The organism is Bradyrhizobium ontarionense, from assembly GCF_021088345.1.
Classification (GTDB): Bacteria; Pseudomonadota; Alphaproteobacteria; order Rhizobiales; family Xanthobacteraceae; genus Bradyrhizobium; species Bradyrhizobium ontarionense.
On sequence record NZ_CP088156.1, the window covers coordinates 5,768,639 to 5,785,204 of the forward strand.

Here is a 16,566-nt window from a genome sequence, read left to right on the forward strand (position 1 = left end):
GTTCGTCGAACCCGATTGCGCTCGTAGGGATGAAGTCAGCAATGGGAGTAAAGGAGCGGCTAGTGCGACAGCCGAAAAATCACGTCTGTTCATTGTGGGCTCACTGATCAATTTGCGGTCGTGGGACGGTAAAGCAACCGACGAAAGGAACTCACCCCGGCAATTGTGACGAGCGAAAGCCCGAAAATGGGAAGCACGATGCCAGCAACCCACAAGGATCCGACCAAACCCACTGGCCAGTGTTCTGGGCGCGGTGGAGGGATGCCTATTCGCCCCTGCGGGCGCCGCATCCACCATGAAATCAGGCCAGTGACGCTGATCCAGATGAGGGCTACCGCGAGCGACGTGTTGAGCCAAAGATTTATGGGGCCGAAATCCCCTTGATGGACATGGATTCCTACCGCAACCATCCTGGGAATGGTTGGCAGATCGGCATTTCGCACGTCTGTGCTAATCTGTCCCGTTTCAGGGGCCGCATTCAAAGTTCGATCGTCACCCAGGGATGACGTCCGGTTGGCAACGAACAAGGGCGCGCCCTGCCAAGGCGACATTTGAACTGTGATCGTACCCTTCACGTCCCGTTGACGTGCGGATTGCACGACCGCGTCGATTGAGGTTCTCACGGCCATCATCTGCGCAGCCGAGGCGCCGCCAATCGAGAATCCGGCAGGACTGGTTTGATCCAGCATTGATTGCACACGCGACAGGACTTGTCCGCCCCAAAAGCTTGTCCAGGGCAAAGCGCTGATCAGGAAGAATAGGAGCACCGCTGAAAACGCAACTGCGACGATCGCATGAGCGTCGCGCAGCAACACGCGCGGGCCGGAACGAAAACGAGGCCACAGCGCCCTCCAAATGTTCCGGCTGCGAGGCCACCAGAGATACAGACCCGTGATGAGCATCACGATCGCCCAGCAATTGCCGAGTTCGAGAAGCCAGTTTCCAGGCTTGCCGAGTGGCCAGCCCCCGTGCAAGGCGCGCGTGATGCCTGGAATCCATTGCCCGGAGGTTAGTTGGCCCAATACATGGCCATCGTGAGGGTTGACGAACACCGGGTAGGGCAGGCCGTCTGCCCCAAGCAAGAGCACCTCGGTACTTCGGTTGAGATCGTCAGAAAGTACGATCTGCTGTACCGGAAGCTGGTTGTCGGTGTGCAGGTCTGCACCACCCTCATGTCCGGCGTGCTCTGCCGTGGCGGTGCTGCCGGTCCCATCGGCGCTCGAACTCGCCGCCGCAATAGCCGCGGCCAATTGGACGCTCGGTGCGATGTTGGCTTCGGATGCCGGCACAAATCGCAGCTCTGGATAGCGGAGATCCATCCACCATTCGGACCAGAGATACGCCGTCCCCGTCGTGCTTTGCCAAAGCACGAACGGGATCACAATGAACGCGGCCAGGAAATGCCATCGCCAAAACACTGGATAGAGGCTGCTCGGCCCAGCGGCCGCCCCGACCCCGTCGGACTCTCGTCGGTTCACAGTCGCGTCCCCTGACCGTGTCACATCCGGTACCGAATTCCGCCGTAGATCGAACGACCCGTGCCAGGATTGAACAACTGCATCGTGGGGTTCGCCGTTCCCACGGTGACAGTGCTCGAAATATAGCGAGTGTCGAGCAGGTTGCGCCCCTCGACGTATCCGGACCAGCCGGCACCGCCCTTGTCATAGCCGACCTTGAAGTTCAGCAGAGCGTAGGGATCGACGGTGAGCGTGTTGGCATTGTCCGCGAAGTAGGATTGCGGCACCCATTCGACGTTCGGCCCCGCATAGAACCCGTTCGGGTTCTTGTAGAGCACTTCTGCGCGCAGCGAATGCGGCGGCGCGCCGGGCAGGCGGTTGTTGCCCCAGATCGCATCCCGATCGAAACGGAAATCACTGTAAGTGTAGGCAACGTTGAACCACACGCGGTCGTCCTGTTGGGCGACCGATTTCAGGAACGCGACTCCGAACCCGGCTTCAATCCCCTGATGGATGGTGCGACCAGCATTGGTCTGGACGCAAGGATTTGTGAAGAACGGATTGACGACGACCGTCAGACACTGCAGTTCGTTTCTGATGTTGGCGCGATAAAGGGAAACGTCCCAGGTGAGATCGGGCCTGCGCCCACGCGTCCCGATCTCGTAAGTGGTCGCGGTCTGGGCATCGACGTTCGAGCTTGCCGGCGTGGCAAACGTGTTCACGTCGAACGTCGGCACTTCGGCGCTGCGCGAGATGTTGCCGAATACCTGCCACGCAGGGTCGACGTCCCAGAGCATGCCGACCTTGGGGCTGAAGATATCCCAGGTCCGGCGGCCTGACTGGTCGCCATCGGCGAGGAAGCGGTCCTGCTGATCGCGGACGGCATGCATGAACTGTCCGCCAGTCACGAGTGCGACCGTCGGCAAGAAGAAGAACGAGTTCTCTCCGTAGGCGGACACGTTCTCCGATTTCCACAAATTGGACGAGGCCAGGGTCCCCTTCACCGCGCCCGGCAGGTTTATGTACTGATTGATGTCGATCGTGCCATTTTGAAGATTAACGCCAGTGATCAGGCGGTTGCGGAAGCCGCCAATCAGCCGGTCGTCAGTCGCTCGGACGAAGCCGCCGTAGTCACGCGCGGTGAAGTCGAGGTACTGGAAAATCGGATGATCGACGTGCCGGTCCAGCCCGAAGAGACCGAAATCGACCGTCGTATTGTCAAACCGGAGCGTCGTCTTGTTGGCGAGACGAACCGTATCGATGTTGCGCTGCTCGTTCAGCTGCACGAATTCGGGGTTGGCGGCCTTCGGCGTCGTAAGCGCTGCCGTCTTGGTAACCTCGCCGGGGATTTCCGCGCGCCACCGGCCGGCATTGATGTAGAAGCGTGTCTCGGCATCCGGTGAGAATTGATAGCCGAAGTTCGCGTTGAGGCGTTCCGTGTCGGTTCGGCTATGCTCGCGATAGCCGTCCTCGCGCTGGGCCGACATCGTGACGAAGTAGTCCGCCGGACCGTGGGCGCCGCCGGTGCTGGTCTGCGTCTTCAGATAGCCGAAGCTGCCGGCGTCGAACCGCGCTTCGAAGGGAGAAGCGTCGCGGCCGGTCGGCATCACGAAATTGATGGCGCCGCCGAGCGAGTTCGATCCGTAGCGGAGCGCATTGGCTCCCTTGTAGACCTCCACGTAGCGATAGGCGGTCGGATCGATCTCGAAAAGGTCGAACAGTCCGTCGGCAGTATTGATGGGAATGCCATCCATGTACGGATTGATGCCGCGATTGCCGTAGCTGCGCGACAGGCCGGAACCGCGGATCGAGATTCGGCCGTCGGGCCCCCATCGCGTCTGAATCAGCACGCCCGGAACCCAGCCGAGGATGTCTTTGACCGTGTTGGCGGGGCCGTCCTTGAAGGCGGTGTCCGGCACCACCTCAACGCCGCCGGGTGTGCGTTGAATTTCTGCTGTTGCTTTTGCGCCGTTCGGCACCGTCAAGGTGCCGGAGCCCGCGGCCGGAGATTGAGCCGTCGAAATCGAGGCAGAAGCCGGCACGCGCGCTGCTCGATTGGTTCGTTTCGCCTGGCTTTGCTGGCGAGACGGAGCGACTGCGGGCTGACGCTTCTGCTGGGGCGCATCCACAGTGACGGGTGGAAGATTACTCGGCGCAGATCGAGCAAATGCGGGTAGCGTAAAGACGAGCGCTGTGCCGGCAAGCAAATAGCTGCGCATGCGCCATGTGGGGAATGACATGATCGACCTCTGAACTGAATATGAGCGAAGCGCCAAGGGGCGCACGATCAGATCAGCTCAGGAGGCCCTCGCGAGAGGTGAGCGAATGAGCGGGCGCGCGCAAAGATGCGAGCCTTGAACGAATGGACGGCCGCTGTGCGCAGCGCGACACGTTCAGTTAGATGGGCAGGGGGGCGCGGCACGTCAGCAGCGACGTGTTGACCGACACACAGCGGGCAATGGACTGCGGTCTTGCCGGTGCTCTTGTCCACGTCGGCAGGAGCGCTGATTGCACCCAAGCCGCTGAGACAAAGCTCGTGTGTCTCTACGGCGGCAAGGGGGGAAGCGCTGGCGATCCCGGAAAGGATGACATTGAAAACGAGAGCATACGCAGCAACGAACGCAGCGCTCCAGCCGATCCGCCGCTTGCGAGTCACCCCTGTCATAGACTCCTACCCATGTGGCATGAGTACCACAGTGACGGATTGATCGAAACCCGCGTCTTAGGTACTCAGAGCGATACCATGTTGGTGTTGCCAGCGGGCCACGTTGAGGCGCCGCCTTCGCTACTGGCGACGCCCTTGCGTCAGGAGTAGTCCCCAGTGCTTGGGCCACGACGTTGGTGCGCTGCAAAATAACGCCGCGCGAACAACGATTTTGGTCTGCAAGGCGGAATTGGTGCCGGGAGCGAGCTTGGGAATTCGCCGATGTGGGGCGCGCTCCTCTAGTTTCAATGGCCTATCCCGCTGATGCGGAAAATGCGTGCACAGGATCTTTGCGAGAAGAACTTGGCTTGATCAGGATGCGGGCTTGTCTTGCTTGGCTGTGCCGTGCGCGACGATCTGGCGAGCGACATCGGCCAATGGCCGTAACAACACCTTGGGTTTGTACCCGTCGCCTCGGCATTCCCGTCTGGATCTTCGGCAACGGCAGCGCTTGAGCGCCGTCAACTCCTCAATCCTCGGCTGATCTCACAACGCGTCGGACGTCGGCTCGACTCTCCGCAACTTTGTCCAGATCAGGACGCATATCATTTGGATCGCGCCGCGGTGGTGGTGGAAGGCGCATCCCGTCATAGCTTTGCACGGAGGCCACCGCCATGCTTGCGATTGCCCTCATTCTTGGACTGGTCAGCGTCGGACTGTTGTGCCGTGCGCTGTTGAAGCTTGCCGTTCACGCCCTCCCGTTCTTCGTTGCGGTCAGCACCGGCATGGCGGTCCTGAATGCCGGCGTTGGGATCGGCGGGGTATTCTTGGCCGCGATCACCGCGGCGGCGTTCACCCTGACCATCGGCCGGGTTCTGTTTGCAACTTCGCGGTCCGTGCTGATGCGCGCCTTAGTGGCAGCTTCCTTCCTCGTTCCGGCGGCGATGGCCGGCCGACACACGGCCTTGGGAGTGGCCTTGCTCGCCGGGCCTCGGCCGTTCTGGCGCGAGATCATCGGATGGTCGGGTGCGCTCCTGATCGGCGGGTGCGCTCTGCACCAATTGCTCCGCCACGATCTGCCTCGCCCGTTTCGATCCGAGCAGGACGTTGATCGGCCTCTTCGGCCATCGCGGCCGTAAACCTTGATTGGGCAGCCAAGCGGCCTGCGCCCTCGAACCGTCGACGATGTTGTTCGGGGACAGGGATGCACTTGGCTGATCGACGGCCGGCCACGTCGCGCGGGAGCCTACGACCAAATGCGGAACGATCTTTTCCAGCGCAAGGCAGTTGGCTGCATGCGTATGGCACATCTCCGGACACGGTACTGAATTTGGCACGCACTTTTGCTGGCTGCGGTTTCTGATCGTACGCTTGGCTTATCGCCGTCTTGTGCGCCCGCGGCTCACCATGTCTCTCCTGGAAGCTGATCGGGGCGGCGACGCACCTTGCCTCGTGATGGCTTGATCTGACCGAAGACCGGCTGCGCCTCGATCGCCTGAGCGCAACGCCGCCAGCCAACTTTCTTCCCCTGGGCGAAGCCGCCCATTCCTCGCGGGACAAGAAAGTTGTCCGGCGCCGTCCTCCGCTGTCGCTCCAGCCCTTCGGGTGCGCCGTCGCTCGCCATTCGCCCGAGATGCGCCATCGAGGCCGCGGTGGTCGCGGCCCGAACCAGCCAAGGAGAAACGACATGGCTTCCATCGGTTCCTTCAAGAAGGTCGGCGACGATTTCCAGGGCGAGATCATCACCCTGAGCCTCAAAGCCAAGGGCGTGCGCATTGTCCCCGAGGCCAACCGCTCCAGCGAGAACGCGCCAAGCCATCGCGTCTACGCAGGCCGAGTGGAGATCGGAGCCGCATGGGCGCGGCGCTCCGAAGAGGGACGCGACTATCTTTCGCTCAAGCTCGATGACCCCTCGTTCAACGCCCCGATCTACGCGAACCTGTTCGACGACGAGGGCGGCGACGGCTACACGCTCCTCTGGTCGCGGCCGCGCAAGACCGCCGATTGAGGCCGAGAGGTCATGGAGTTCCGCCCGACCGGTCTCGGGCGGAACTCCACTCGGCTCTTGGCCAGCCTATCATGTCCTCGCGCAGTCCGGCACCTGACCTTGTCTCGACTGAACTGCCGACGGTCAGCAGCACGTCTGTGCTGCAATCACCGCGCGCCCTTCGCGCTCGGCAAAGAGTCGAGAAGCGCGGCCTTTCTATCATCCAGGATAAAGTTGAAATCGTCGGCCGGTAGCTACTTGGTCTCGTACGGCTTCGACGTGCGGACCAGATCGCAGACAGACTCGATAAATAGACGGACAGCTTTGGCATCCCAATTGATTTGATCGATTGGTGCTTCCCAGTACTCTGAAACAACATAGGCAACGTGAAGCGCTTTCACGCCGAGGCCCGCGATGGAAAGCGCAGGTGCTGCGATGATTGCCCGCTCGATGGGGTCTAGACGTCGTAACAAAGCATCGATCTGCTCGCAATCGTCGGATGGTGCCTTTTGCAGAACATGCAGCTCGGCAGCGATCTCCTCGAACTGACGGCCTAACTCGATCAGAACTGAGTCGTTGCCGGCCCCGTCAGTACTTGAACGAGTTGGGGCTGTGATCGCGGGCTGAGAATTGGTGGGGCTTTGGCGGCTGCCGGGGCAATCGGCGGTGGAACGATGTTGGAGGTGAAATTCATTTGGGGCTTGGACCGAATGGACTTTCATGGCTGGCCAATGTCCTCTCGACTTCCGGTCGCCAGCTCGGAAAGACAGGTCGCCCCAAGCCGCGCTATCCACACCGGATTACTTCAATAAGGTGTAAAATAACTCTTTTAAGGGTTGTTTTCAACCTTATAGTGGCATATCTACAAGAGGCGTCGAAGGTGGTCGGCATGATCACCTCTCGACAAATCCGAGCCGCAAGAGCGTTGCTGGGCTGGTCCCAACAGCAGCTCGCAGATAGTGCAATCGTGTCTTTGAACGCTGTTGCGAGGCTCGAAAACGGCGTTGTCGACTCTCGGATCAGTACGGTGCAGTCAGTTCAGAAAGCGCTGGTCAAGGCCGGGATAGAATTTCTTGATGCCGACCAAAAGGGCGAGGGAGTAAGGCTCAAAAGCCCGAGATCCTAGTGATTCTGCAGGTCCGTCCGGCACACGTGGTGAACCAGGAAATCCTGGCCGTCGTCACCGTCGTCCAATTCCGGTTTCCCTGCGCAGCATCGCAGCGATCCCTTTCGTTCCCGTCACGACCATCAATGCGTCGAAGGCCCGTCGATGCGCTCCGAATCGTTACCCAGCCCAAGGCCGAGTTTTTCGGCGCCGCTTCGGCGTTCACCGCGGGTGGCATCCCCCGTGTCCCACGCGTAGCAATGCGGACGGTGCCCACAAAATCCGATGGCGGTCACCCCAGGGTCCAAGACTGTCCACGACTCTGGATGTTGGCGCGCTCGAGCGCTGGTCGGCCGACCATGCCGGCGCTCCTTGTCGTCGTTGGCGTTCAGGGTATTGCAATCACTACGTGTGAGAAGAAGGGCGGGAGCAGTCGGTCGTACTTTGTGCCCATTGATTTGTGAGCGTAGCGTGTAGCCGAGAGTAGTTTGCCCAATTTTCGGCTTGCTTGGCGGTTAACTTGTTTGACAGTTAAAAGGTATTTGAGATTTGGGCTTTCTCCTCTGTTGCACTCGATTGGCGCATAAGAAGATGGGTGTTTGCGCCATTGAGCGGGCGAGAAACACGATTGGATATGTCGATGCTGGCAGCGCCTACCGTCCGCGCGAATGAACCGATGTGAATACGCTCGATTTTGCTGGGATCGCGAGTCCCTCCCGAGAAGTCTTTGTGTGGGCCGTAGCTCTTTCAAGCTGACCGCCGGAACGTCTCGGAGCTGATCTCCAACGAGTGCACGATAGCCGACCTTGCCATGATGTAGCTCGTTGGGTCGTTGAGCGGGCGTATTGGGAGTTGCTCCATAAGCTTCCGAAGCAGTCGATGAGTTGCCAGGCGGAGTGTTTGTGCTGGAGGCGGTGTGAAATACGTCTAATCTTTGATTCGAACAACTTTGGAAACAAGTGTCATGCCGTCCCATCCGCCGGATCCAGATGTAGATGATCTCGCGCCTACCGAGGACAGGCTGACGGCGTATGACGACGAGCACATTTCCACGTATCTGCGCATGCTCGATGCCGCGGCAGAGGGAGCTGACTGGCGCGAGGTGGCTCGCATCGTTCTTCATATCGACCCCGATCGTGAACCCGAGCGCGCCCGCCGCGCCTACGACAGTCATCTTGCTCGAGCCAAATGGATGTCGAGCACAGGCTATCGTCATCTCTTGCGGCGTGGGGACGATTGATACGGACAGCCTTCGGGGCGCTGATCGCTATGGTTGAAGAAAGTGTTTAGCTTTCGTTAGGGTATTGCCGTATCAAGATACCTGCTATGCGGTCTCCCGGCGTCTACAACCACAAAGAATCCCAATTGTTTGGTTGCGATCTTGGCGCGGCTGCAAATGAGGATTGCGTAATGTCGAAATTCGAGTGGCGTTCGTCCGAGGCCTACGATCTGGACCATGCCGCAGATCCAAATCTTGCCTGGGAGTGCCTACGCCGCAATCCAGACTATCAGCAGGACTACCAATCGCTGGGTGATCCTGAAGCTTGCGCTCCGTCCGAATTCCGTAACGATTGGGGGCTCGTCTTTCGCGGCTGATCCCAGCCGCGCGTTCGATGCCCAACCGATTTTTTGGGCGCCAGAGACGCTGCCAACAGTCTTGTCGATGGACCAGATGGCGCGGCCGACGTCCGCCGCGTCGTTGGATCTGACTGAGCTTTCGCGAGACCGATTGCGCGCGGCTTCGGATGGCTGGCATGTCGTGTTGTCGCTTGGCGGCGGAACGCACCGTCTATGGTTGCCGACCGAGCCCGTCAAGCGCATCACGTACAGCGTCAAGCTGCCGCTCGACGAGCACTTCGAAGCACGCGCCCGTGCCGCCCAGAGGCTCTGGCGGGCGCTGAACGATAAGTCGTTAGGGCCGACTCTGGACGGCCTTACGCCGCCGCAACGTGCGCGTCTTGCGCTGGCGCTTCGTGCGCTTGACGGTCACCTCGAGGGCGCTTCGTATCGCACTATCGCCGAAGTGATGTTCGGACCCGCACGCGTCCCCGGGCGAACCTGGAAGACGCACGACCTTCGCAGTCGAACCATTCGCCTGGTGCAATTGGGTCTGCGGATGATGCGAGGTGGCTATCGCGATCTGCTGCGTCCGCGCCGCAGGGGAAAATAGATAGCACTTGGTCCCGGCTGTCCAAGACCAGCCCGTCCGCGCGCGCGGAATATCAACGATTTCCTAAGCCGTACCGTCCGCTCGATTCGGCTCCCCCGTCGCACGTGGATGATATTGCGATCCGGGACATTCAAGGAGGTCGATAGCAGGGGATGCTAGGGGGTGCCGAAAACGCGCCTCTGATCTTCGGCATCCCTCCTTTTGGCACTGCTCCTCCACTGTGACCGTCGACGCGCAACGCTTTTCGTTGCTGCGCCCTGCAGTCCAGGAGTTGCCCCATGTCCGATCCGATGGCCGGTCTGCCGCCACGCTTTCTTAGAACGCCTGAGGCTGCACGCTACCTCGGCCTGTCCGGCCGCACATTGGAAAAGCACCGGACCTATGGCACCGGTCCGACCTATCGCAAGATCGGCGGCCGCGTCGTCTACGCGCTCGATGACCTCAAAACCTGGGCTGACCGTGGCACCAAGACGTCGACGGCCGATCCCGGGCAGGGCACGGTTCTGCCGGCCAAGAAGCATCCCGGTCTCATTCCCTATGCCGGCAAGGAGCGTCGTGCCGCGCGGACGGGGCGCGCTTGAGCATGCGGCATTTGCGCAAATCCGAGCGCGCGCAGCTCGATCTGTTTCGCGCCCTGCCTGGTGATCTGGCGCCGCGTGATGCGCAGGATCTGATGGCCTATCCGTTCTTCTCACTCGCAAAGAGCAAGCGCGTGGTGCCGATCGATTTCCGCGCGGGATCTGTCGCAATCCGCGTCGAGGCAGTCCCCGAGCACGGCATGGCGACCATCTGGGATGCGGACGTTCTGATCTGGGCGGCGTCGCAGATCGTCGAAGCGCGTGACGCCGGACTGAAGACGTCGCGCCTGATGGCAGCCACGCCCTACGAGATTCTGACGTTCGTCGGTCGTGGCACCGGCCTGCGCGACTATGACCGTCTGAAAGCAGGTCTCGACCGTCTGCAGTCGACGACCGTGCTGACCTCGATCCGCCAGCCGACGGAGCGCCGGCGGCATCGCTTCTCCTGGATCAACGAGTGGAAAGAGACGGCAGACGCACACGGAAAGCCGTCCGGTCTGCAGCTGATCCTGCCGGATTGGTTCTATTCGGGCGTGATTGACGATGCGCTCGTGCTGACGATCGACCGCCAATATTTCGCGCTGACGGGCGGTTTGGAGCGCTGGCTTTATCGTCTCGTGCGCAAGCATGGCGGTCACCAGGACGGCGGCTGGAGCTTCGACCTCGGTTATCTCCATGCCAAGTCCGGCAGCCTCTCGCCGCTCAAGCATTTCGCCTACGACCTCCGCGAGATCGTCCGCCGCCAGACATTGCCGGGCTACGAGCTCGTGCTCACGCGCGATCCGGACGGAACCGAGCGGCTGAACTTCGCGGCCGCCGTCACGGACCCCATCGCTCGGCGCTTCGCCAAGCATCATCGCTCGAGCCCTGTGGTGGACAAGCTGTGAATAGTCTCGTGCTATCGGGGACCGGAAGACTCGTGCCATCGGGGACCGGATCCTCATGCTATCGGGGACCAAAATCGGGCTTAAGCCTCTGGCTTGTCGCGCGATTTCGGCCCTCTAACTTACCTAACTGCAAAATCCTTCGGATTTTGTCTAACGGGCTCCGTCTGTGCCGCAGCTATGGGAGCTTGATGCCCTCGCGCTGGTGGCCATCGGGAACGTTTGAGACGCCCCTTGTGGGCCCGTGCCGTGCGCTCAGCGCCATCCAGACCCCGTTCAAGCGAGAGATGATCCGATGAGCGAGCTGACGCGCGTCCAGCTGCTATGGCTGCAAGGGAAGATCGAGAACCGCATCCGCTTCGGCCGAACCGTGCAGGAGCTGCGGCTCGATCACTATCGCCGAGAATTCTCGTTCATACCTGGTAGTGTCTTTGCGTTCGTCCACTGGTCGTCGAACGACTACGGCACCGTGCTGTCGCGGATCGACATTCTGCAGGCCGTGCGGGCCGGCGAGGCATGCGCGACCGTGCCATTCGTCGATCCTGGTGCGGCCATTCTGCTGCAGGCGTTCGGCTGGCCGAAGGTCGAGCGGGTGCTGCAGCACATCGACGCGATCGAGGCGCTCGGCATCGATCCAGTGGACGTCGCACCGGATCACTGGCGGCACGTTCAGAACCGCCTGGCGAGCAACGAGCCGCCGCGTCCGTACACGCCACTGCGGAACCGCGCGTGGCTCCATCGTCGGAGCGTCATGCCATGACAAGGCGGCTCCAGATCCTCGTCGCCATGTTTGCCGGCGCTTCGCTATTGGTCGGAGCTGGGCAGCCCCGACCACGTCCGCTGTTGATCTGGAACGCATCCGAAAGCGTCCCGATAGGGCTCTACACGGTGCAGCCGCTCCGCGAATGGTACGTCACCGAACTCGTCGTCGTCCGCCCGCAGGATGCGCTGGCCGAATGGCTCGCTGACGGCAGATACCTGCCCAAGGGAGTGCCGATGTTGAAGCGTGTTCTCGCTCTTCCCGGCCAGACCGTTTGCCGCCGCGACCATGCAATCGCGGTCGATGACGTCGAGGTCGGTGTCGCGCTGCAGAGCGACAGCCGTGGCCGGCCGCTGCCGGACTGGCACGGCTGTCGGATCATTGGCGATGATCAGCTCTTCCTTATGAATTGGCAGTCGGACAGTTCGCTGGACGGCCGCTATTTTGGTCTGACTGCGAGGTCGGATGTCATCGGACGTGCAGTTCCCCTGTGGACCAGGGAGCCATCATGATACACTCGGCATGCAAATGAACTGTTCGATCTGGAGTGTCGCCGCCGTGGTTCGGAACGCTTGCGCAATGCACCTCGCCTGCGCATTTTGCGCCGGGCGGGCCTGCAAAGCTGGTCGTTACCTGAACGAGAAAATCGCGGAGTTGCGAACCATGGCAGTCATGCAGATGGCGCCGGAATTGCCGCGAGTCGCACGCCTGTTCCGCCTACTCGTTTGTAGCGATTTCTGCATGTACTCTGCTCAGTTTGGGCTCCGACAGGGTACCGAAGACGGACATCTGATTTACAGCGGCCCGGCAAAAAGTCAGTAGGAGCGCCGAGGTCACCACGTGCTAGAAGCAGACTCAACCTTGACTTTGGTGGCGCTGCAGCGTCGTAACCCCACGTTAGGGGATGACGATCCTCAGCCTCGACTTGCGCCCTGAGCCGCAATCGGTTTGCGCGAGGCAACCAAGACATTCACATTCTCGTGCAGCGGCGCCACCGGCGCTCTCGCGGAGCCTTCTGCAATGAGGCTGCACGAATTGCGCACTCGGAAAGCCTGTTTGTTGCAGCGTGATCGCGACCTTATCAACGCATCTATTGCAACAGCTGTATGTTCTCGCCGGCTCGGACTGGGCTACTTCAGAAGCGGGGAAAGGCAATGAAAAGGTTCAGGGAAGAGAAGGAAGAAGTTTTCACACCCTATGCACCTCCGGTGCTGACGCTTCGCGGGCCGCATGCGGCTATCTCATTGGGGTGAAATAAAAAGTTCTCTTCGGTCGATGTTTACACAACCAGGCCCGAGTGAATACGGCAGTCTTGCCGGAGGATCGACAAATCAAGGTTCGTCAATCACTTGCCGGCGTTTCGGCGCGTTTACGAACGGAATTGCTGGTCTCGCTCTCGATGCATGGAGAGTTTGCCTCGGTTTAGCGCCCCCAAAACTGTCGGCTCTAGCGATCTGCAGTGAAGTTCGCAGATCGCTTCCTGAGTGCTGCAGATCGATCGCGATGCGCGCAGGGGGTTCGCGGGCCGGCAATCCCGCTTGCGCGATCCGGCAGCCGCTGCAGGCCCGAGAGGCAACGTCCAATTTGTCTTCCCGGCTCTCGGTCAATCCCGCTCGTGCCCGCGGTAGCGGAGCTTGATCCTGACGCCAGACATGCCGGCCGGCTGATCCAACGTGCGCAGGACCTGGCCGAGGCGGGAGCCGAGTTGAGCGGCGCTGTGGTGCTGGGTTGGCTGACCTGCTGCCAAAGCTGTCGGCGGCGATGGTTGAGCGATCGGCGAGTGAGCCCGGGCTCGCCCTCCTGGGAGGTCTGCGTGAGAACGGCCGCTGGTGGTGGCGTGCATGTGATCAAGGCTCCTGCCGAGATCAAAGCCCAGCGCCTTGGCCTCGGCTTGCCAATGGCCGATGAGTTCGCTGAGCTTGGCGTCCTGCTTGGGGCGGCGCGTGCGTAGGGTCGCCAGCTCCATGCCCTTTGGCGTGCTGTAGCCATGGGCCTTCGCGGCTTCCTCGATCGCCTGCCGCCGCTTGGAGAAGGTACGCTCGACATGGCGCGGGATGGCCGCCACGCGGAACGTGTCCTTCTGCCGCTCCAGCCGGATGCCTTGCCGTTCGAGCTCTGAAGCCATGGCTTGGCGGTAGGTTGCGCCGGCCTGCTTCTGGGCCTTGTAGAGCTCGCGGCTGACGATGGCGCCCCAACTGCCGTCGCGGCGCGGGGCGAGGTTGAAAATGAATGTGTGGGTGTGCAGCTGCGGGTCGGATTCGCGGCTAGTGTGGTGATCGAACTGCGCCATCAGCAGCCCCGCGGTTCGCTCTCGTATGGCTCCAGCCCGGCCACGCCTGGCCCAGCCGGCGGTGGCTTCCAGCTGAGCGGATGCCGCCAGCACGGCCGACCGATGAGCCTGCGCGATCATCTGGCGCTCGGGAGCCTCGGAGAGCGCCCAGAGCACCGAGACCGATTTGGGGGCGCTGAAGGTCATGTCCCAGCCGGCCGCGTGCTCGCGGCCGCGGCCGCCGAGCTGCGCCAGCCGCTCGCCGGTCTTGGGATCGATCCCCCGCAGCGCGGTGTCGAACTCTGTCTGTGTGACCGGCCCGTCGAGGCTGAGCCGTTCGGCCGCTTTGCCGGTCCAGCGGCCGGGTGGCTCGCCATCACGGCTGTAATAGTCGTCGCGCTGCAGATGGCTGTAGTAGCGGGAGGCTGAAGCGGCGTTTCCGCGGGCAGAGATCGACGCCACCATGGCTTACTCCCGCCGCTTGAGGATTTGTGCCGCCAAGTCCTTCGTGAGGCGGGCAGGTGCCGGCGTTGGATCTGGATCAGCTTCATCATTGGCTGCTTCCGATAGCCTCACTCTAGAGAACGGGCGGGTCCAATCCGCGGGCATGATCGGCTCCCGCAGTTGTCGCAGCTTGAGATAGGGCAGCTCCAACTCGTAGACGTCCTCGCCAAGTCCGATGAACAGGATCCGCACGCCGTCCTTGGTGGGGCCGAGACGCGAGCCAAGCTCGGATGCCGTGATCACCCGGCGCATCTCGCGCTGGGTGCTCTCGGTGACGCTGGTCTTGCCGCCGGCGTGGGTTGAGCTCTTCGTGCGGCGCTCGACCTCCTGCTCACCGATGAGGCGGCTGATGTCCTCCGCCGCTTCGCTGGCATTGATCCGGGTAATGATCTTGGTGCCGGTCATGCCGAACCAGGACTTCGCTTGGTCCTGACCGTAGACGGCGCGGATCTGAGCGGTGTCCTGGGCGCCGATGACGACGGCAACACCCTTGGAGCGGCCGAGCTCGAGGAAGGTTGGAAACTGCTTGATCGGCGGCAGCTGCGGGAATTCATCGAGGAACAGCCAAACCCGCCGTTCGCGGCTTTCGGCCAGGGTGGGACTTCCAACGGCTGATGCCAGCAGGCCGAGCATGCTGCCGATCCAGATCCGCGATAGCTCGGGATACCCGGGGTCGTGTTGTAGGATCAATGGACGAAACGGCGTTGGGTGATGCAGCCAGTTGCGGATCGAAAACCGCCCGGCCGTTGGGTCGGACCATGCTTCTGCCAGGACCGAGACAATCTGCATGTGGGTCTGGAAGGTGGTCAGGATGCTGAGCGTGGTCTTGCTTTCCGGCTGGTCGAGCAGTCGCAGCGCATTGGGATTGTGATCCTTGGCGTACGCTGCGAGCTTGCCCACATCAGCGGTCACGACTCGTTGCAGATCAGCCCACCCCCACTCTTTGCCCCTGGTCGCCTGGAGATAGACGATACAAGCGACGAAGATCTCCTGTGCAGCCTGCGACCACATCGGATCGGAACTTGGCGGAATGAAGCGGGCGGCGAGCTCGCGGGCGTCTTGCTTGATGCTGCAGTCGGCTGCGACGTCCCAGACCAGCGACCTTCGGTCGTGGGGGGCGACGAGGAGGGGGTCTCCATCAGCGGGAAGCCCGCCCATCATGTCGCCCTTGGTGTCGAGCACGAGGAGGCCATCCCCGCGCGAAAGGGCTTCACTGATCAGGTGCAGCATGGTCTGGGTCTTGCCGCCGCCGACGCTGCCCACGATCAGGAAGTGCCGCGCCTCCCGCTCTCGCCCCAGCGGAATGGATGGCACCAGTGCAACGCCCTTGCCGTGGACCTGGCACTCGGCGGCTGCGGCCTTGCCAAAGGCCCTCAGGCCGCCGCTGCCGGCTTGCAGTCGTGCGCCGCGAAGGACCTCAAGCGAGACTGAATCCAGCCGAAGGCTGAGTGCAAAGCCGAACAGCGCCACCAGCCCCGCAAGACTGGTACCGATGACGCTCCAGAAACGAAACTCGAAGCCGGTCAAAGCTTGATATCGCGTGAGCCAGTCTCGGCAAGCCTGCCAATATGCCTCGCCGGAGCTGTCTCCCAGCCAGGCCAGGCCACGCCCTCTGATGCAGATTTGGATGTCTGCTGGCTTGAATTCAGCGCTGTGGCTGTCTGCCAGCGTGGCGCTTGGCGGCCAGACCTCAAACCCGAGATACGATATGGTCGCCCCAATCGCAAAGCAGCCCATCGCAGCGAGGAAGCTGATGATCCGTAAACGCCGGGTCATGCTGCCCTCCCGGAGCTTTCGCCGCTCAGGGCTTTCAATAGAGCCTCAAACATCGCAAGCAGGTCACGCGCAGCCTTGTCGACCGACTGGATCCGGGCGTGCGTCTCTAGAGCTTGCTGTTCGAGAGCGACGATTTGCCGCTCGATCCGCATCAAGCGACCGGCGAGCGCCTTGTTGTCGCCGCCAGCAAGCCCGGTGCGGATCAGGTCGCGGGCGACGCCGCTGATGTTGGCTGAAAGCCTGTGAGCGCGTGCACGAATCCGTTCTATCTCGCTCGCTGCGAGACGGATCGAGATTGGTCTTGTCTTGACTATCATGAGAATGCCTCAATAGAGTTGCCGAGGCGATCGATCACGAACCCAACCAGAGGCGCCGCTTGATACCGGCCGTTATCCTGCAACGTACTAGCAGCATGCTCATGCTATGACGGTT

The 16,566-nt window shown here is 61.6% G+C and carries 16 protein-coding genes; 10 read left to right on the forward strand and 6 right to left on the reverse strand.

Annotated features, from left to right (window positions below; translation table 11 throughout):
• Window positions 1-107: 107 nt before the first annotated feature.
• Together LQG66_RS25470 and LQG66_RS25475 are read right to left on the reverse strand one after the other, a co-directional pair.
• Window positions 108-1,502: a PepSY-associated TM helix domain-containing protein gene (locus LQG66_RS25470; RefSeq protein ID WP_345778915.1), complete on the reverse strand. Its 1,395-nt coding sequence runs from the start codon at window positions 1,500-1,502 to the stop codon at window positions 108-110.
• Window positions 1,499-3,697, reverse strand: coding sequence for a TonB-dependent receptor family protein (locus LQG66_RS25475; protein ID WP_231318401.1), 2,199 nt, complete (start codon window positions 3,695-3,697; stop codon window positions 1,499-1,501). Before LQG66_RS25475 ends, LQG66_RS25470 begins: the two co-directional genes overlap by 4 nt.
• Before the next feature lie 1,138 nt (window positions 3,698-4,835).
• Between LQG66_RS25475 and LQG66_RS25480 the strand changes: the two genes are divergently transcribed.
• Both LQG66_RS25480 and LQG66_RS25485 read left to right on the forward strand, forming a co-directional pair.
• Entirely contained in the window at window positions 4,836-5,240 is a 405-nt protein-coding gene (locus LQG66_RS25480) for a hypothetical protein (protein WP_231318402.1), read from the forward strand.
• Between the two features lie 548 nt (window positions 5,241-5,788).
• On the forward strand, window positions 5,789-6,109 hold the full coding sequence (locus LQG66_RS25485) for a DUF736 domain-containing protein (RefSeq protein ID WP_231318403.1): 321 nt from the start codon (window positions 5,789-5,791) through the stop codon (window positions 6,107-6,109).
• Between the two features lie 233 nt (window positions 6,110-6,342).
• On the opposite strand, the gene LQG66_RS25490 is transcribed toward LQG66_RS25485, so the two are convergent.
• Window positions 6,343-6,810: a hypothetical protein gene (locus tag LQG66_RS25490; protein WP_231318404.1), complete on the reverse strand. Its 468-nt coding sequence runs from the start codon at window positions 6,808-6,810 to the stop codon at window positions 6,343-6,345.
• A 167-nt stretch (window positions 6,811-6,977) separates the two neighbouring features.
• Between LQG66_RS25490 and LQG66_RS25495 the strand changes: the two genes are divergently transcribed.
• The 8 genes from LQG66_RS25495 (at window position 6,978) to LQG66_RS25530 (ending at window position 12,097) form a co-directional block, all read left to right on the forward strand.
• Complete coding sequence (locus LQG66_RS25495) at window positions 6,978-7,214, forward strand: helix-turn-helix domain-containing protein (RefSeq protein WP_231318405.1); 237 nt, start codon at window positions 6,978-6,980, stop codon at window positions 7,212-7,214.
• Window positions 7,215-8,157: 943 nt separating this feature from the next.
• Window positions 8,158-8,433, forward strand: a complete 276-nt coding sequence (locus tag LQG66_RS25500; RefSeq protein WP_231318406.1) for a DNA -binding domain-containing protein — start codon at window positions 8,158-8,160, stop codon at window positions 8,431-8,433.
• Window positions 8,434-8,603: 170 nt separating this feature from the next.
• On the forward strand, window positions 8,604-8,789 hold the full coding sequence (locus LQG66_RS25505) for a transcriptional regulator domain-containing protein (RefSeq protein ID WP_231318407.1): 186 nt from the start codon (window positions 8,604-8,606) through the stop codon (window positions 8,787-8,789).
• Between the two features lie 67 nt (window positions 8,790-8,856).
• Window positions 8,857-9,363 (forward strand): DUF2285 domain-containing protein, encoded by a 507-nt coding sequence (locus tag LQG66_RS25510; RefSeq protein ID WP_231318408.1) that lies wholly within the window; start codon window positions 8,857-8,859, stop codon window positions 9,361-9,363.
• Window positions 9,364-9,641: 278 nt separating this feature from the next.
• The gene (locus LQG66_RS25515; protein WP_231318409.1) at window positions 9,642-9,944 is read left to right on the forward strand and encodes a helix-turn-helix transcriptional regulator; all 303 of its coding nucleotides are present in this window, start codon (window positions 9,642-9,644) and stop codon (window positions 9,942-9,944) included.
• Between the two features lie 2 nt (window positions 9,945-9,946).
• Window positions 9,947-10,828 (forward strand): replication initiator protein A, encoded by an 882-nt coding sequence (locus tag LQG66_RS25520; RefSeq protein ID WP_231327934.1) that lies wholly within the window; start codon window positions 9,947-9,949, stop codon window positions 10,826-10,828.
• 292 nt (window positions 10,829-11,120) lie between these two features.
• Window positions 11,121-11,585: a DUF2840 domain-containing protein gene (locus LQG66_RS25525; protein WP_231318410.1), complete on the forward strand. Its 465-nt coding sequence runs from the start codon at window positions 11,121-11,123 to the stop codon at window positions 11,583-11,585.
• Entirely contained in the window at window positions 11,582-12,097 is a 516-nt protein-coding gene (locus LQG66_RS25530) for a S26 family signal peptidase (protein WP_231318411.1), read from the forward strand. The genes LQG66_RS25525 and LQG66_RS25530 overlap by 4 nt, the downstream gene beginning before the upstream one ends.
• Window positions 12,098-13,188: 1,091 nt before the next feature.
• Here the strand turns inward: LQG66_RS25530 and mobF are convergent.
• Genes mobF through LQG66_RS25545 form a run of 3 tightly spaced genes read right to left on the reverse strand, consistent with a single transcriptional unit; the run spans window position 13,189 to window position 16,451 of the window.
• Window positions 13,189-14,319 carry a MobF family relaxase gene (gene mobF / locus LQG66_RS25535; RefSeq protein WP_231318412.1) on the reverse strand — a complete coding sequence of 377 codons (1,131 nt, stop codon included), beginning with the start codon at window positions 14,317-14,319 and terminating at the stop codon, window positions 13,189-13,191.
• Window positions 14,320-14,322: 3 nt separating this feature from the next.
• Complete coding sequence (locus LQG66_RS25540; protein ID WP_231318413.1) at window positions 14,323-16,134, reverse strand: type IV secretion system DNA-binding domain-containing protein; 1,812 nt, start codon at window positions 16,132-16,134, stop codon at window positions 14,323-14,325.
• Window positions 16,131-16,451, reverse strand: a complete 321-nt coding sequence (locus tag LQG66_RS25545) for a hypothetical protein (RefSeq protein ID WP_231318414.1) — start codon at window positions 16,449-16,451, stop codon at window positions 16,131-16,133. Before LQG66_RS25545 ends, LQG66_RS25540 begins: the two co-directional genes overlap by 4 nt.
• Window positions 16,452-16,566 lie beyond the last annotated feature (115 nt).

Excerpts from the sequence above, each read along its gene's own strand:
- mobF (WP_231318412.1), bottom strand. The coding sequence starts at position 14,319 with ATGGTGGCGTCGATCTCTGCCCGCGGAAACGCCGCTTCAGCCTCCCGC.
- LQG66_RS25500 (WP_231318406.1), top strand. The coding sequence starts at position 8,158 with ATGCCGTCCCATCCGCCGGATCCAGATGTAGATGATCTCGCGCCTACC.
- LQG66_RS25475 (WP_231318401.1), bottom strand. The coding sequence starts at position 3,697 with ATGTCATTCCCCACATGGCGCATGCGCAGCTATTTGCTTGCCGGCACA.
- LQG66_RS25515 (WP_231318409.1), top strand. The coding sequence starts at position 9,642 with ATGTCCGATCCGATGGCCGGTCTGCCGCCACGCTTTCTTAGAACGCCT.
- LQG66_RS25485 (WP_231318403.1), top strand. The coding sequence starts at position 5,789 with ATGGCTTCCATCGGTTCCTTCAAGAAGGTCGGCGACGATTTCCAGGGC.
- LQG66_RS25510 (WP_231318408.1), top strand. The coding sequence starts at position 8,857 with ATGGACCAGATGGCGCGGCCGACGTCCGCCGCGTCGTTGGATCTGACT.
- LQG66_RS25540 (WP_231318413.1), bottom strand. The coding sequence starts at position 16,134 with ATGACCCGGCGTTTACGGATCATCAGCTTCCTCGCTGCGATGGGCTGC.
- LQG66_RS25530 (WP_231318411.1), top strand. The coding sequence starts at position 11,582 with ATGACAAGGCGGCTCCAGATCCTCGTCGCCATGTTTGCCGGCGCTTCG.
- LQG66_RS25525 (WP_231318410.1), top strand. The coding sequence starts at position 11,121 with ATGAGCGAGCTGACGCGCGTCCAGCTGCTATGGCTGCAAGGGAAGATC.
- LQG66_RS25490 (WP_231318404.1), bottom strand. The coding sequence starts at position 6,810 with ATGAAAGTCCATTCGGTCCAAGCCCCAAATGAATTTCACCTCCAACAT.
- LQG66_RS25495 (WP_231318405.1), top strand. The coding sequence starts at position 6,978 with ATGATCACCTCTCGACAAATCCGAGCCGCAAGAGCGTTGCTGGGCTGG.
- LQG66_RS25505 (WP_231318407.1), top strand. The coding sequence starts at position 8,604 with ATGTCGAAATTCGAGTGGCGTTCGTCCGAGGCCTACGATCTGGACCAT.
- LQG66_RS25545 (WP_231318414.1), bottom strand. The coding sequence starts at position 16,451 with ATGATAGTCAAGACAAGACCAATCTCGATCCGTCTCGCAGCGAGCGAG.
- LQG66_RS25520 (WP_231327934.1), top strand. The coding sequence starts at position 9,947 with ATGCGGCATTTGCGCAAATCCGAGCGCGCGCAGCTCGATCTGTTTCGC.